The 14,427-nt window shown below is 63.5% G+C and carries 12 protein-coding genes; 1 reads left to right on the top strand and 11 read right to left on the bottom strand.

Annotated features, from left to right (window positions below; translation table 11 throughout):
* Positions 1-68 precede the first annotated feature (68 nt).
* Positions 69-1,514, bottom strand: a complete 1,446-nt coding sequence (locus tag ABWO17_RS06245) for an APC family permease (protein WP_353116721.1) — start codon at positions 1,512-1,514, stop codon at positions 69-71.
* A gap of 238 nt (positions 1,515-1,752) precedes the next feature.
* On the opposite strand from ABWO17_RS06245, the gene ABWO17_RS06240 reads away from it, so the two are divergent.
* Positions 1,753-3,072 carry a LysR family transcriptional regulator gene (locus ABWO17_RS06240; protein ID WP_353116719.1) on the top strand — a complete coding sequence of 440 codons (1,320 nt, stop codon included), beginning with the start codon at positions 1,753-1,755 and terminating at the stop codon, positions 3,070-3,072.
* Between the two features lie 202 nt (positions 3,073-3,274).
* Here ABWO17_RS06240 and ABWO17_RS06235 read toward each other — a convergent pair whose 3' ends face one another.
* From ABWO17_RS06235 to ABWO17_RS06190, 10 genes are all read right to left on the bottom strand, one after another.
* A complete protein-coding gene (locus ABWO17_RS06235) occupies positions 3,275-3,760 on the bottom strand; it encodes a FlxA-like family protein (RefSeq protein WP_353116717.1) in 486 nt (161 codons plus the stop codon).
* Between the two features lie 397 nt (positions 3,761-4,157).
* Positions 4,158-4,700 (bottom strand): FlxA-like family protein, encoded by a 543-nt coding sequence (locus ABWO17_RS06230; protein ID WP_353116715.1) that lies wholly within the window; start codon positions 4,698-4,700, stop codon positions 4,158-4,160.
* Positions 4,701-5,025: 325 nt separating this feature from the next.
* The gene (locus ABWO17_RS06225; protein WP_353116713.1) at positions 5,026-6,261 is read right to left on the bottom strand and encodes an ornithine cyclodeaminase family domain; all 1,236 of its coding nucleotides are present in this window, start codon (positions 6,259-6,261) and stop codon (positions 5,026-5,028) included.
* Between the two features lie 17 nt (positions 6,262-6,278).
* On the bottom strand, positions 6,279-7,178 hold the full coding sequence (locus ABWO17_RS06220; protein WP_353116711.1) for a DUF4435 domain-containing protein: 900 nt from the start codon (positions 7,176-7,178) through the stop codon (positions 6,279-6,281).
* A gap of 2 nt (positions 7,179-7,180) precedes the next feature.
* A complete protein-coding gene (locus ABWO17_RS06215) occupies positions 7,181-8,506 on the bottom strand; it encodes an AAA family ATPase (protein ID WP_353116709.1) in 1,326 nt (441 codons plus the stop codon).
* 7 nt (positions 8,507-8,513) lie between these two features.
* Positions 8,514-9,041 carry a Fe-S-containing hydro-lyase gene (locus ABWO17_RS06210; RefSeq protein ID WP_353116707.1) on the bottom strand — a complete coding sequence of 176 codons (528 nt, stop codon included), beginning with the start codon at positions 9,039-9,041 and terminating at the stop codon, positions 8,514-8,516.
* Between the two features lie 297 nt (positions 9,042-9,338).
* Positions 9,339-10,178: a fumarate hydratase gene (locus ABWO17_RS06205; RefSeq protein WP_353116706.1), complete on the bottom strand. Its 840-nt coding sequence runs from the start codon at positions 10,176-10,178 to the stop codon at positions 9,339-9,341.
* Positions 10,179-10,953: 775 nt separating this feature from the next.
* A complete protein-coding gene (locus ABWO17_RS06200) occupies positions 10,954-11,697 on the bottom strand; it encodes a fumarate reductase iron-sulfur subunit (protein ID WP_353116704.1) in 744 nt (247 codons plus the stop codon).
* A 14-nt stretch (positions 11,698-11,711) separates the two neighbouring features.
* Entirely contained in the window at positions 11,712-13,535 is a 1,824-nt protein-coding gene (locus ABWO17_RS06195; RefSeq protein WP_353116702.1) for a fumarate reductase flavoprotein subunit, read from the bottom strand.
* 13 nt (positions 13,536-13,548) lie between these two features.
* Entirely contained in the window at positions 13,549-14,202 is a 654-nt protein-coding gene (locus ABWO17_RS06190) for a succinate dehydrogenase/fumarate reductase transmembrane subunit (RefSeq protein ID WP_353116700.1), read from the bottom strand.
* Between the last annotated feature and the right edge of the window lie 225 nt (positions 14,203-14,427).

The following is a 14,427-nucleotide window of genomic DNA, read 5'->3' as shown; positions in this document are numbered from 1 at the left end:
TTCGTTTCCCTCGCTCTCGCGTGGCAAACCGCCGGACATCGGGCAACATCGCCCGCCTCGTCCCCCGCCTACTTCAGCGAGCGCTCCACCGAACGGGCGTCATGCAGCGGCGTGCGGCGCGGGTCGGGCAGCAGCCATTCGCACACGCAGCGCAGCCCCCGCACCGTGCACAGCGCGCGCAGGCACCCCCCGATGCGCGGGACGCGGGCGCGGTACATCCACACGGCCAGCCCCGCCACCACGCCCAGCACCCACCACGCGGCATGGGCCAGCACCGCGCCCAGCACCAGCGCCAGCCCTGCGGCCCCCCAGCGCAGCGGGCCGCGCAGCAGACGTACGGCGGTCAGCACGCCGCACAGGGCGTTGGCCAGCAGAAAGCCGTCGGCCAGCGCCACCAGCCCGGTCACGTCGATGACATCCCGGCCCACGGCGGCCAGCACCACCATGTGCGCGCCGCACAGCATCCCGATGCCCCCGGCGGGCGCGCCGGTAGCGGCCCGCAGCCCCACCACGCGGGGCAGGATGCCGTCCGCCGCCAGCGATGCGGCCAGACGCGCCACCCCGCCCACGAACATCAGGTAGGTGGTGGCGCACAGGGCCAGCGCAAGCGCCCCCAGTACCGGGCCGCCCCACGCGCCGAACAGCGGCGTCAGCAGCGCGGCCACCCCGTCCTGCGGCACGGTGAAGCCGCCAGCGGCGTCTACCGCACCCGGCGCGCCGATCACACCCGGCGCGCTCCCCAGGGCCGGTGCCGCGTTGCGCACCGCCAGCCACTGCATGCCCCCGGCCACGGCCACATCCACCGCCGTGACGGCGGCCAGCGCGCGGATGACCGCCTTGCGGATGGTGCGGCGCGGGTTGCGCACCTCCGCGCTGTAGTTGCCCACCACTTCCCAGCCCACCACGATCCAGAACAGCAGCAACAGCGCGTGCCCCAGCATGGACCAGTCCGGCGCGGGCAGGGCGAAGGCAGCCATTCCGCCCACCATTCCCCCCCCCGTACCCTTCCACAGCGTACCCGCCGCATCGCCCAGCGTGGCCACGCCCCCGGCAAACAGCAGCCCTGCCGATACCGACGACAGCACCAGGGCCACCCGCCCCAGCGAGGCCACCTGCCGCAGCATCAGCCCGGCGCACACCAGCAGCAGGCCGTAGGCCACGCCCACCGGCGGCATCCCGCCCAGCGGCAGGTAACGCACCCCCGTCAGCAGCACGGCCACGGGGCCGAACAGCACCGCCACCACCAGATACAGCGAGGCCAACCGCCGCCCCTCGGGGCCAAAAGCGTGCCCCACCGCCACGGAAACACCCCCATCGCCGGGGAACAGCACGGAAAGCTCTCCGAACACCAACCCGAACACCACCCCGACTGCAATCATGACCAGCCACGCGGGCAGCGCCCACGGCCCGGCCACGCCCAGCACCACGGGCGGCAGGATGATGATGCCCGAACCCAATACCGGCCCCACGATGAGCCCCGCCAGAAGCCACGGTCCAAGTTGCGCGCTGCGCATGGGGTTGCCCTCCTGTTGTTTCCGTGCCATCCTTGGCCCCATAGCGCCCGGAAATCCAACGGTATTTCCCGAAGGCAGCGTTCGGTGCAGCCGAATGCCCGCCCAGCCTGCCCAGTCTGGCGGATATGGCCCAGCCTGCCCAGTCTGGCCGGACATGGCCCAGCTTGGCCGGACATGACCGGATATGACAGGGTCCGGCGTATCCGGTAGAACCTGACGGGTTACCCCGGCGGCGCGCATGGCGTCTTCCGCCCCCACGGCTTTCGGCGTCACCGGCCTTTCCCCCTGCTTCCACAACCCCGCGCACCGTATGGAACTGCACCTGCTCCGCGCTTTCGCCACCGTGGCCGAATCCGGCACGCTCACCCGCGCCGCCGCAGAGCTGCACCTCAGCCAGTCGGCCCTCAGCGGGCAGATTCGCGCGCTGGAAGACGCCCTGGGCGTGACCCTGTTCCGCCGCCGCGCGCGCGGCATGGACCTGACCGACGCTGGCGCCGACCTGCTGCCCCTGGCACGCAAGGCGCTGGATGCCGCCACGGCCCTGCGCCGCAAGGCCGAACGGCTGCGCGCCCAGCCCACCGGGCGGATCACCCTTGGCCTGAACACCGACCCTTCGTTCCTGCGCATGGTGGCCCTGCACGAGGCGCTGGGCGCGGCCTGCCCCGACGTGGCGCTGGAATTCACCATGACCCAGACCATGACCACGCCGGAATTGCTGCGCGAATCGGTCATTGACGCAGGCTACCGCTACGGGCAGGAATTTTCGCCCGACATCGTGGAGCACCCCCTGCGCGATGTGGAAATACGCATCGTGATTCCCGCCAGCATGGTGCCCGCGCTGCCCGCCGCATCCCCCACCGCCGTCTCGCCGGGGGCCGCTGCCGCCGCGCCCGCCAACGCCCCCCGCAAGGGCCGTGCCCGCGCGCAATCGCATCCGCCGCCGGAACGCCCGGAATGGTCCGACGCCGTGCGCCGCCACAGCGCCCCGCAGTTCGGCCAATACGCGCAGCAGTTCGCTGAAGACGCGCCACGGCCCGCCGACGCCACGGCCCCGCACATGCCGGGACAGGACGTGGCACCGGATGGTGGCTCCGGCACCTCTGCCGCCGATGCCCCCGCCCCCGGGCTGCTGGCCGCCCTGCTGACCCGCCACGGCGGCATGCCCGCGCCCAGGCCGGACTATGCCCCTTCCGACCTGCCCCGCCTGCCCGTGCACGACGCCAACGCCTGGCATGCCCTATCGCAACTGCCGTGGATCTGGCCGACCTGCGACTGCCCCTTCCATCGCACCGTGGCCGCGCGCATGGCCCCCTACGGCCTGCGCCCGCGCACTGCGGCGGTTGCCATCGACGAACCCATCGTCAAGCAGCTGGTGGCCACCGGAAAGGGTGTGGCCGTGCTGCGCGCGGACGAAACCGCCCAGATGGTGCGCGACCACGGGGTATACGTGTGGCCCGAACCGCTGGCGGTGCCGCTGTGCATCGCCCACCGCACCGACCGCAGCGACGACCCGGCCCTGCGCGCCCTGGTGGAGGCCGCCCGCGCCGTGTGGCGATAGCCGCCCGCCGGTTATCCGCCGCCGTACGCTTTTCGGCCCCTACTCTCCGGCCTGCGCACCCCGCCCGCCCCGCAACGACGGACGCGGCCCCCGCCAAGGCGGAAACCGCGTTCATTCCGTGCGGCCACAGCCGCGCACAACACAATGCTGCCCGGACATCCGGGGGCGCGCCGTGCTCGCGCCCCTTCATGCCCAGCATCGGCTACACGTTGATGCTGACGCCCGCCGCCCCACCGGACGATCCGGAATCGTTGGAGCTGGTCGTCTCCAGTTTGCTCTTCTGCGATTGCAGTTCCGTCAGCTGGCTCTGAAGCATGGTGATTTCCGACATCTTCATGGCCACCTGCTGCTGCTTCTGCTCGTCGTCCAGGCTGGCATCCTGCTGGACTTCCTGCAATTCCTGCTGCTTTTCCTGGATCTGTTCGCGCAGGTTCTGGATTTGCTCCTTCAGCGATGCCAGTTCGTCGCTGGAGTCCGACTCTTCAGTGGACTGCGCACCACCCGCGCCGCTGCCGGCCATCCCTGCCGCCTTCTGGCGCCCTTCATCCGAAATGCTCACGGTGTCGCCGCCGCTTTCCGTGTCCTCCGTGGACGCGGTGCGCAACGTGCCCGTGCGTTCCGTGCCCGCCTGCACCTGCAAGGTGCTGTAGGCGGTGCCGACCTGGGTTCCGTCCAGTGCTTCGACCATGGGACCTCCTTTCGCGCAAATGCGCGACGTTCAGTCAACCTATCGGCGCAGCACATGAAGAGTTTACGGCACCCGCTCACATTTCATTGCATAACACAACATACCTTGTGATTCCTGAATGGTGTTCCGGCAGTTCGCGCGGCTGACCGCTGCCCCATTCCCCCCGCCAGCCGTGCCCGCCCCTGTAAACGCAGACGCGGCCCCGCCGAAGCGAAGGCCGCGTCCTTTCGCATGCGCTGTGCGTGCATGCGGGTGCGTGAGCCTGATCCCTGTTGCCGCAGTGCATCCGTGGCCCCCGCCACGGAAAACATGTGTCCCGTTCTGCGCCAAACGTCCCACGCTGGTCCATGCGTCCCGCGCCGGGCCTGCGGACCGCCGACAGGTGCCGCAAGAACCGCTATTCTTCTCCGGTTTCCGCCTCCGCCGTGGCGGTTGCGTCGTCGCCGCCCTGCTCGGCTTCCTGCTGCTGCTCCTCCAACTCGGACTTTTCGGTCAGGGCCTGCGAAATCTGGCTTTCCAGCATGGTAATCTTGGCCTGCATCAACTGGACCTGTTCCTGCTTGGTTTCCTCGTCCATGTCGGTGTCGTCCTGCAATTCGGCCAGTTCGTCCTCCGCTTCGCTGAGGCTCTGGCGCAGGTCCGATACCTCGGATTCCGCCGACGAGATGTCCGACTGCGAAACCTCGCTCTGCAGGGCCTGGGCGGCATCCGAACTGCCGGACTTGCCCGACCCGCCGGACTCGCCAAGCAGGGCTGCCTTGCGGCGCGCCTCGTCCGAGATGGTCACGGTGTCGCCGCTGCTGGTGGTGGTTGTTTCCGTTCCGGACATGGCGGAACCAGTAGAAGTGGAGCCGGTGGCCGCCGTCCCCGCCGTTCCCGTTGCCTGCGTGAAGCCGCCAAGGCCCAACAGTCCCTGCGCGGTGCCGATGCCATCCATCATGGTGCCTCCTTCCAACGCGGAATGCGTTGCGTTGCACCCTTCCTATCGGCGCGGCGCGGGATATGCTTAAATAACTACGTGTAATGATAGTGGAATGTACATCAAGAAGCGTAGCCGCACGCAAAGCGGTGCCCCACCTTTGCAAGCGGCTTGACGCACCGGAAACACGCCGGAAACACGCGGGAGCGTGAATGCGTGGCGCAGGGGGGCTGGTGCCGGACGAGCAGGCAAGTCAGGTCGGAGATCAGACCAGACGGCAGGAGGGACGGGACGGGCCGAACGGGCGAGACGGGCGAGAAGCAACGCGCCGGGGCGGGTGGACCGGCTATTCCGTGCGGCACGCACCGGTAAGCGCCCGGTGCACGTTGACCACGAAGTCCTGCACGTTGGTGAGGATGGAGCGCGAGGTCAGCGATCCGCGGTCGGCCAGCTTGCCCGCTGCGAATTCCGAGATGTCCGCAATGAAGAAATGCACCGGGCGCAGGCTGCCCCCCGGCCCGGCCTGATACGAAGGGGTCATGTTGCCGGTGGCGATGGTGTGCAGCGCGGTGGCCAGTGCCACCACGGTGGTGGCGCGGCGCACGTGGGCGCGCATGGCGTCCTGTGCGGCGTACACATCGGCAATGACTTCCGGCAGGGGGCCGTCGTCGCGGATGGACCCGGCCAGCACGTAGGGCACGGAGCGCGTTTCCAGCGCGTGCATCACCCCGTCACGCACGCGGCCCGACTGCACAGCGGCGCGGATGGACCCGCAGCCCCGGATGGTGTTGATGGCGTCCAGATGGTGGTAGTGCCCGCGCGGGGCCTGCCGCTTGTCGTACAGGCCCTGCCCCAGCGCGGTGCCGTACAGGGCGGCCTCCAGGTCGTGCGTGGCAAGGGCGTTGCCCGCCAGCAGGGCGTGCACGTAACCCGCGTCGATCAGCCCGGCAAAGGCGCGGCGGGCGTCGGCATCGAACACCACGGCAGGACCGGCCACCCACACGATGTGGCCGTTGTCCCTGTCGTGGCGCAGCACGTCATACAGGGTGTCGTAATCGAGCGAGAAGGAAGTTTCGCGGCTGACGCCGGTACGGAAGGCGAACTTGTCGGCAGGGGCGGCGGAGGAAAGCGGGGCGGATGATGCGGATGGGGCGGAATGGGCGGACGGGACGGACGAGTCGGACGGGGCGGCGGGGCTTTCCGCCTGTGGGTTGTCAGCATGGGACGTTGATGGTTGCGAAGCGGCAGACGTGGGGCCAACCGTGCTGGCAGACACGTTGGCCGGAGTCCACCCGGCCAGAAAGTCCGGCAACTGGTCCAGCGGTCCGGCATGCACGTAGATGCCGTCCTCGCCGTTTTCACCCCGGCTCACCGCCACCAGATCGCCCTTTTTCAACCGCCGGAACTCCACCACCTCCAGCGAACCATCCGGATTCTTGCGGATGACGCAATCCATGCGCGATTCCGTAAGCAACACCCAGCGCCCCGGTTCCACCTGCACGAACTCCGGATAGATGGACGTGGCGTGGTAGTTGTCGGGGGCTACGCCGTCGGCGGGGGCATTCGTAAACGTTCCATGCAAAACTGCTCTCCAACTCATCAGATATGTTGTGTCAAAAATTTAACCAAGCATGGTGGTGTCTTAGCATACTGTGAAAATTCTGAAATTACATTTTGAACCAAGGGCCTTTTCCGAACTTTTCCATCCGTAAATATTTTGTACCTATCAGATGAAGACTCTTCGATTAAGAGATTGAAAAATTTCATTAAAAATTCTGCAACAAATTTGCCCCTAACAAAACAAGATGGGTTACGCTTATTGGTTGCCTTTTCAGCATTAATTTCATCAGGTGATATTTCATGCGCGTTGCTAAACAATTCTTTTATTATTTCGACATTGTACTTTTTCTTAACACCATCCAAAGAGATATCTACAAATCTATGCGCACCATAATTATTAAGATTTAACGCTCTAACGCCTGCCAATTTTTCTTTTTTCGAATGGATCGACAACCAACACGTGAATTCAACCATCGCGACAACAAACTCCTCAAACAATTCAATAAACAAAGAAGAACAACTAAAAAAGCTGCTAGATTTTATTTTTAGATTAAAATCTCTTAAGAGTATCTTTTCAACAGAAAAATAATCAGCGTAAAGATTTTCAATAGAGTGGCATGGCAAACAATACACACATTCATCGTCAATATTCAATTCATCATAGTCTCTATCAACAAAAAAAAACACTCTCGCTGTGCTGAAAGTTTCATTTTCACGTATTAACTTCCTAACCAGCAACACCTGCGCCTTACCCGCGCAACTATAAGCCCTATAACGCTCTCTACGCACGCTATCAATTCTAACGCCATAATATAGCTCATCGTCCCCCTCAAAAAAACAATGCAACAGCATGCTTTCCCTATCGAAAGATGTTGAAAACTCCAGAAAAGCCGCAACACCGCGCCTACGACCTTCGCGAAGTTCTTCGACATAGCCCATAGCTACACCACGAACTCTTCAATATCTTTTGCGTAGAAATCAAGCTCATTGTCAAAAATAAAAGGCGAGTGCGTTATTACAAACAAATCAGAGCACTTTCCAGATTTAACAATCTCCTCTAGCAACATCTTCTGCCATTTCATCGACAATGAAAGCTCTGGCTCATCAATCATAAACACATATGGGGCACCTGAACCTAAAAAAACTTTAGACATCATAGAAACCACCTGTTTCTCACCAGAAGATAAATCCTCCAGGGATATTTTAGAAGCATTATCCGTCCTTCTGATATCAACTTCCACGTCATGCAAGTTGTAATCAAAATACTTATTTACCAAAAACTTGTTGCACGAATTGCAAAACCCGTTAATTGAATCGTCTTTATCCTTTTGCTTTGAATATGCAGAAAGCAATTTCCCGAGCAAAAAAGCTATCGTGAAGTATTTATCTGAAAATATTTCCCCTGTGCTTATTGATTCTTTAATCAAACTTATTGCGTCATGATTAATTCTCTTCCCCAGCCGTGCCATGACAACATCAATATTCTTTACATCAGCCATAAACGAAATTTTATCAATTTCCGCTTCGCCACTAGCTAAGTTATTAAGCATATCACCCGAAACGTCATGAAACTGAGCCACGGAAGAGGTCTTTATATTAGAAGTCATCTCATCTATCATCGAAACCACGTCACCCATACCAAACTCGATCGAAGCAAACTTACCCTTCACCCCTCCCTCGACGCCTATTTTACTCAAATCATCTTCGATCCTTCGATACGTCGGGAAATACAACACACTATTTTTGTCAATACACTTCACCCCTCTCCCTTGAACACTCTGCCCCTTACCACCAGAGAACAATTCAAAATGCTCCATTACAACACCAGCAATATGAGGGTATTTATCCATCATGTGATATATTCTTTTCTTGTGTATATCTGAAACAAACCCATGATCTATAAATCTTGACAGCACATAATAATCATCTGTTGACAGCAAGTGCCTAAAACTTTCAAAAATCTTACTCACATTCGACACATCCTTACCGCTACGTTTATAAGCCTTTGGTACAAAATCGTATTTTCCCCCATCTACATAATTTACTTTTACACTCTTAAAATCATATCGTAGCAGCTTATTTACATTTCCAGTTATTGCTGCATGAACAATATTTAGTATTGTTGTTTTTCCAGATCCATTTTCACCAACAATAATTCTAATTCCTCCATCAAATATAATTCGGTAACTCCTTCTCCCAAATAGACCATTTATATCAACAGACTCAATTCTATGCTGAACTGGAATTTTAAATTTCGAATTCATCATACTACCCTCACACATACAACTCCCCACCCACACAGTCATTAATGACCAGCAGGGGGAAATCCTTCACGGTCAATTCACGGATGGCTTCCGGACCAAGGTCGTCGTAGGCGATGACGGTGGCGGCAGTGATGCACTGCGAAAGCAGCGCGCCCGCGCCGCCTGTCGCCCCCAGGTAGACGGCAGTATGTTCTTTCAGGGCGTCGCGCACTTCGGTGTTGCGGCGTCCTTTGCCTATGGTTGCCTTCAGCCCCAGCGCGTGCAGGCGCGGGGCGTAGCTGTCCATGCGGTAGCTGGTGGTGGGACCGGCAGAGCCGATGGGCCGTCCGGGCGGGGCCGGGCTGGGGCCAACGTAGTAGATCACCGCGCCGCGCAGGTCGAAGGGCAGGTCTTCGCCCCGATCCAGCGATTCGGCCAGACGGCGGTGGGCCGCATCGCGCGCGGTGTAGATGGTGCCGGACAGAAAGACCACGTCGCCGCTGCGCAGTTGCGCCACGGCCTCGTCGGTCAGGGGGGTGGTAAGGTGGTGGGTAGCCATATCTGGTTCCTTGTATTTCCGTACATGTCCCGAGGCGGGACCGCAATGGGGCTATTGAGGATGGCGGGCGATTGCGTTGCCGCACCCCGCGTCGGTCAGCGATGCGCAGACATCTGCACCGTGCGCGGCACCCGCGTCGGGGCGATTCGCAATCCAGCATCATGCAGCAACAACAGGCCCGCAACGGTTGCGCAGCTTGCCGACCACTTGCAGGAAAGCGTCCGCAGGGTTGCGGCTAGTCCGCTCACCGCACGGTCCTCCCCGCCGCCCGGCGCACGGCCCGGCCCGCAGCCCTACCTACAGTTCTATCTCGCCGTGCCGGGCCGAATGACACTGCACGTTCACGGCCAGCGGCAGGCTGGCCAGATGGCACGGGGCAAAAGCCATCTTCACGCCAAGACAGGTGGCCTTGCCGCCAAGGCCCATGGGGCCGATGCCCAGTTCGTTGATGGCGGCCAGCAGTTCCGCTTCCTTGGCGGCCATGTCCGGGTCGGGGTGGATGTCCGTCAGCGGGCGCAGCAGCGCCTTTTTTGCCAGGATGGGCGCATAGTCGAAGGTGCCGCCCACGCCCACGCCGATGATGGTGGGTGGGCAGGGGTTCGGCCCCGCCTCGCGCACGCGCTGCACCACAAAGTCCTTGATGCCCTGCCACCCCTGCGCGGGGGCCAGCATGGTCACGCGCGACATGTTCTCGCTGCCGCCGCCCTTGGCCATGAAGGCAATGCGCAGCCGATCGCCGGGCACAAGGTCCATGTGGATGACCGCCGGGGTGTTGTCGCCGGTGTTCTTGCGGGTCAGGGGGTCGCAGGCGGACTTGCGCAGAAAGCCCTCGGCATAGCCGATGCGCACACCCTCGGTGATGGCCTCGCGCAGGGTCATGCCGTCCACGCGACAGTCCTCGCCCAGTTCCACGAAAAAGACGGCCAGCCCCGTGTCCTGACACAGCGGCAGGCCGGTGGTGGCCGCAAGGTCGGCGTTTTCCAGCAGTTGCCGGAACACCTCTTTGGCGACGTCGCTGTCCTCCGCCGCCTGCGCCTTGCAGAAGGCCCACCGCACATCCTTGGGCAGGTAGCGGTTGCACTCCACGCACAGCCGCGCCACTTCCTCCACAACTCGTGTCGCCGGTATGCGGCGCATGTCTGGCTCCTTTGTCCGGTATGAACGGGGGAGAACCGGGGGATGGCCCCGCTCCTCCATACTTTCGATTCGGTTGCGGACGCAGCGTCCGTGCGGCCCGATCTGCTGCCGCAACGCCACCCTAGCAAGCCTTGAGTGCCCACCGCAACACGGCAGGGCATCGCCCGGATGCCCGCGCACGGAACGGGCCGGGGCAACCGCAACGCAACACCGCAACCGCACAACAGCGCAAGCCATGAGGGCATACGATCTTTCCCGCTTCACCCGGCAGCGCCAACCGCCGAACGGATTGCGCCCGCCGCCGGAGATCGCCGCCGCGCATGCGGCGGAAGCTCCGGCGTGGCGGGCGCACCGGGAACAACGCTACGGACAGGGCACGCGCACGCGTGGGGCCAAGGCGGCGGGAGCACCGCGCGCATGGCATTCCCGCCGGGCAGATCACCCGAAGGCGCCCTGCGCCGCAGGGAAGCTGCCCGGCACAGGGAATGCGCGCATGAGGCCGGGGGATCGGACTTCAGCCGTTATGAACGCGCAACGCGCGGACATTACGGATGAAGATCGCAACGCGGGCGCAGCCCCCGAAGCGCGGGGGTTGGTAGGGGGGCCTCGCTAAGCGGCAGCCGTTGGCGCGCTTGCGCGCCTTACGGATGGCGACCGCAGCGCGTGCCCCCCTACCCCACGCCGGAGGCGGCCCAACTATGCCGAGCCGCACGCTCCGTAGTTACCAAGGGCTTCAGGCCATGCGTCGGCCCTTTCCCTATCCTTCCCTGCCCCACTACCCCCCGAACGGCAGCAGCTTTTTCAGCACGGTCAGGCCCATCTTGCGCCGCAGATAGCCCAACTGGTTCTGCAACGGCAGATGCTTGGGACAGACATCCTCGCAGGCCAGCAGGCCCATGCAGCCAAAGATGCCCTCGTCGGAACCGATGATCTCGTAGAAGTCCGCGTCGGTGCGCTGGTCGCGCGGGTCGGCGGCAAAGCGCGCCACGCGGATGAACCCTGCCGGGGCCAGGAAGTCGGGCCGCAGGTTGGCGGTGCCGCAGGCGGCCACGCAGCAGCCGCATTCGATGCACCGGTCCAGTTCATAGATGGCGTTGGCCACCTCGTTTTCCATGCGCGCTTCCTGCGCGGCGGGCTCGAATTCCGCGCGGGTGTGAATCCACGATTCGGTGCGCTGGTACATGGCGCGGAACCACGTGCCCGTATCCACCGCCAGGTCGCCCACCAGCTTGAACACCGGCAGGGGCAACAGGGTGATGGTGTCCGGCAGGTCGCGCGTCTTGGTGTGGCAGGCAAGACCGGGCCGCCCGTTGATGACCATGGCGCACGAGCCGCACACCCCGGCGCGGCAGCAGAAGTCGAACTTCAGCGAGGGGTCCTGTTCTTCGCGCAGGCGGTGCAGGGCGATGAACAGCGTCATGCTGTCCGTCTCGTCCAGCTTGTAGGTGTCCATGTGCGGCACGGACGCCGGGTCCTGCGGGTTGTGGCGGAAGATGTTGAAGGTCAGCGAGCGTTGCATGTGCGTGGTCCCCCTCAGGAAGCTGCCGGAATGATCTTGCCGCCGCCATACCCGCGATCACCGGGAGGCAACTCGACATAACTGGTGGCCGGTTCGTACTCCAGGTGCGGCAAATCCGCCCCCGGTCGCCACGAAGCCAGCGTGCGGTTCAACCAGTCGCGGTCGTTGCGTTCCGGGAAGTCCTCGCGGGTATGCGAGCCGCGGCTTTCGGTGCGCATCAGCGCGCCATGGCACACGCACAGCGCCAGCCGCACCATGCCCGGCATGCGGATGGCCAGCGCCAGTTCCGCGTTGGCCCCCACCCCGTCGGAGGCAAGGCCGATGTGCTGCGCCCGTTCGTGCACCTCTTGCAACGCCTGCACGCCCCAGGTCAGGTCCTTGCCGTTGCGGAACACGTAGGCCGCCCGTTCCAGGATGTCGTACATGGCCTCGCGCACGGCGTAGACGCTTTCCTTGCCATCTGCGCCGGAAACGATGCGCTTGATGCGCGCATCATCCCGCGCCGCCGCCTCGCGCACATGCGCGGTGGAGAAGGCCGTGTCGTACCCTTGCAGGAATTCCGCAATGTTGCGGCCCACAATGCCGCCCGCCACCACGGTTTCCGCCAGCGAGTTGCCGCCCAGACGGTTGAAGCCGTGCAGGTCCCAGCAGGCGGATTCGCCCGCGCTGAACAGGCCCTTCAGGCCATAGGCCGCGCCGGTCTTGTCGGTGCGCACGCCGCCCATGGAATAGTGCTGGGTGGGCCGCACGGGGATGAGCTGGTGCAGCGGATCGATGCCCAGGAAGTTCTGGCAGATTTCGTCCACCTCGCGCAGCTTGGTGCGGATGTGCTGCTCGCCCAGATGCCGGATGTCCAGCCACAGGTGTTCGCCGTAAGGGCTTTGCACGCCCTTGCCGGTGCGCATGTGCTCGATCATGCGGCGCGAAACCACGTCGCGAGAGGCCAGTTCCGCCTTGTCCGGCTCGTAGTCGGGCATGAAGCGGTAGTCGTCGCGGTCCAGCAGGGTGCCGCCGTCGCCCCGGCAGCCTTCGGTGACCAGGATGTCGGTGGGCACGGTGCCGGTGGGGTGAAACTGCACGGCCTCCATGTTGCCCAGCTTGGCCACGCCGGTATCCAGCGCCAGCGACAGGCCCGTGCCTTCGCAGATGATGGCGTTGGTGGAGGCGCGGTAGATGCGCCCGTACCCGCCGGATGCCACCAGCGTGGCCCGCGCGAGGTAGGCGCGCAGTTCGCCGGTGCGCAGGCAGCGCACGATGGCCCCGTGGCAGGTTTCGCCGTCGTGGATCAGGGAAACGGCTTCCGACCGGTCATGCACGGTCACGCCAAGCTGCGCGGCGCGGTTGTCCATGGTGTACAGCACCGCGTGGCCTGCCCCGTCCGATGCGTAGCAGGTGCGCCACTTGGCCGTGCCGCCGAAGGCGCGCGAGTGGATCAGCCCGTGGTTTTCGGCCTTTTCGGTGGCGTCGAAGGGCTTGCCGCCCTTCCAGTAGGTGTGCGTGCCCGCGACGACGCGGTTCCACGGCACCCCCCAGTGGGCCAGGCGGCGCATTTCGATGGGGGCCGCTTCCACGAACATGCGGGCCACTTCCTGGTCCGCGCCCCAGTCGGAGCCTTTCACGGTATCCAGAAAGTGCACGTCGGGGCTGTCGCCGTCGCCCATGATGGCATTGCCAAGGGCCGCCTGCATGCCGCCCTGCGCCGCCACGGAATGCGAACGCCGCGCGGGCACCAGGGAGAGACAGACCACGGAAAAGCCCGCGCCCGCCACTTCGATGGCGCAGCGCTCTCCGGCAAGGCCCGCGCCGATGGTCAGAAGGTCGGTATGGATGATCTGCATGGGTACGTGCCTCCTATTCCAGCGGCAGCAGCCGGAAACGCAGCAGGGGGAGCAGCGACAGGCACAGGAACCCGGCAATCAGGTACAGGCCCTTGCGGGTGATGGCAGCGCGGTTCTCGCGGGTGATGACGCCCCACTTCACCCCGGCGCGCCACGCCCCGATGACCAGATGCAGCGCCAGCGCGGGCAGCACCAGCAGAAACACCCAAAACCAGCCGCCATGCTGCACGCGCACGGCGCTTTTCAGCGCCTGCACCGGCAGATCGGTAAGCCCCGTCCAGATGTGGATGGTGATGAACACCGCAAGGATGAACGCGGTGGCCACCTGCGCGACCCAGGCCCAGGTTTCCGGGTGGTGCAGCAGGCGGGCGTGACGCCAGGCGGTGACGGCCTGCGCGGCCTTGAAGGGAATCTTGCGGGCGGCCACCGTGGCGTGGACGCAGAACACGATGGCGATGCACACGCCGCCCACGGTTTCCAGATGCAGCGCGTCCATGACGGCGGAAAGCCCGTTCAGGGCACCCGCGCCGAACAGCACGCTGGAAAGAAAGATCATGTGCATGCAGGCGAACAGCGCCAGCGCCGCCCCCGTGGCCATCTGCACCCAGTCGAGCCAGCCGTCGGCACGGGATCGTGGCCGGGCCGGGCCGATGCAGTCCGTTTCCATTGAGCCTCCTTGCGAACCTGAGACGGTCATGAGGATGACGGCGGCGGAGCAGGGAAACCGGGATGATGCCGGGCGCGCGGTTCAGGCGGCGAAGCACGCACGGCCAAGCCGGGGTGCAACCACCGCAATGCGGCAGATTGAACGCCCAACCACCCAGATTCCATACCTTTTCCCGTGACGCAGGAATATGGCTGACACTCCGGCGCATGTCAAATAATGCGGGCG

The sequence above is a fragment of the Nitratidesulfovibrio sp. genome, assembly GCF_040373385.1.
Taxonomy (GTDB): domain Bacteria; phylum Desulfobacterota; class Desulfovibrionia; order Desulfovibrionales; family Desulfovibrionaceae; genus Cupidesulfovibrio.
Note: the sequence above shows the minus strand (reverse complement) of the source record. Positions and strands in the feature narration are given on the sequence as shown.

Bases quoted from the DNA above. Each gene is read 5' to 3' on its own strand.
- ABWO17_RS06205 (WP_353116706.1), bottom strand. From the start codon at position 10,178: ATGCGCCGCATACCGGCGACACGAGTTGTGGAGGAAGTGGCGCGGCTG.
- ABWO17_RS06220 (WP_353116711.1), bottom strand. From the start codon at position 7,178: ATGGGCTATGTCGAAGAACTTCGCGAAGGTCGTAGGCGCGGTGTTGCG.
- ABWO17_RS06190 (WP_353116700.1), bottom strand. From the start codon at position 14,202: ATGGAAACGGACTGCATCGGCCCGGCCCGGCCACGATCCCGTGCCGAC.
- ABWO17_RS06230 (WP_353116715.1), bottom strand. From the start codon at position 4,700: ATGATGGATGGCATCGGCACCGCGCAGGGACTGTTGGGCCTTGGCGGC.
- ABWO17_RS06195 (WP_353116702.1), bottom strand. From the start codon at position 13,535: ATGCAGATCATCCATACCGACCTTCTGACCATCGGCGCGGGCCTTGCC.
- ABWO17_RS06210 (WP_353116707.1), bottom strand. From the start codon at position 9,041: ATGGCTACCCACCACCTTACCACCCCCCTGACCGACGAGGCCGTGGCG.
- ABWO17_RS06215 (WP_353116709.1), bottom strand. From the start codon at position 8,506: ATGATGAATTCGAAATTTAAAATTCCAGTTCAGCATAGAATTGAGTCT.
- ABWO17_RS06240 (WP_353116719.1), top strand. From the start codon at position 1,753: ATGGCGTCTTCCGCCCCCACGGCTTTCGGCGTCACCGGCCTTTCCCCC.
- ABWO17_RS06235 (WP_353116717.1), bottom strand. From the start codon at position 3,760: ATGGTCGAAGCACTGGACGGAACCCAGGTCGGCACCGCCTACAGCACC.
- ABWO17_RS06200 (WP_353116704.1), bottom strand. From the start codon at position 11,697: ATGCAACGCTCGCTGACCTTCAACATCTTCCGCCACAACCCGCAGGAC.
- ABWO17_RS06245 (WP_353116721.1), bottom strand. From the start codon at position 1,514: ATGCGCAGCGCGCAACTTGGACCGTGGCTTCTGGCGGGGCTCATCGTG.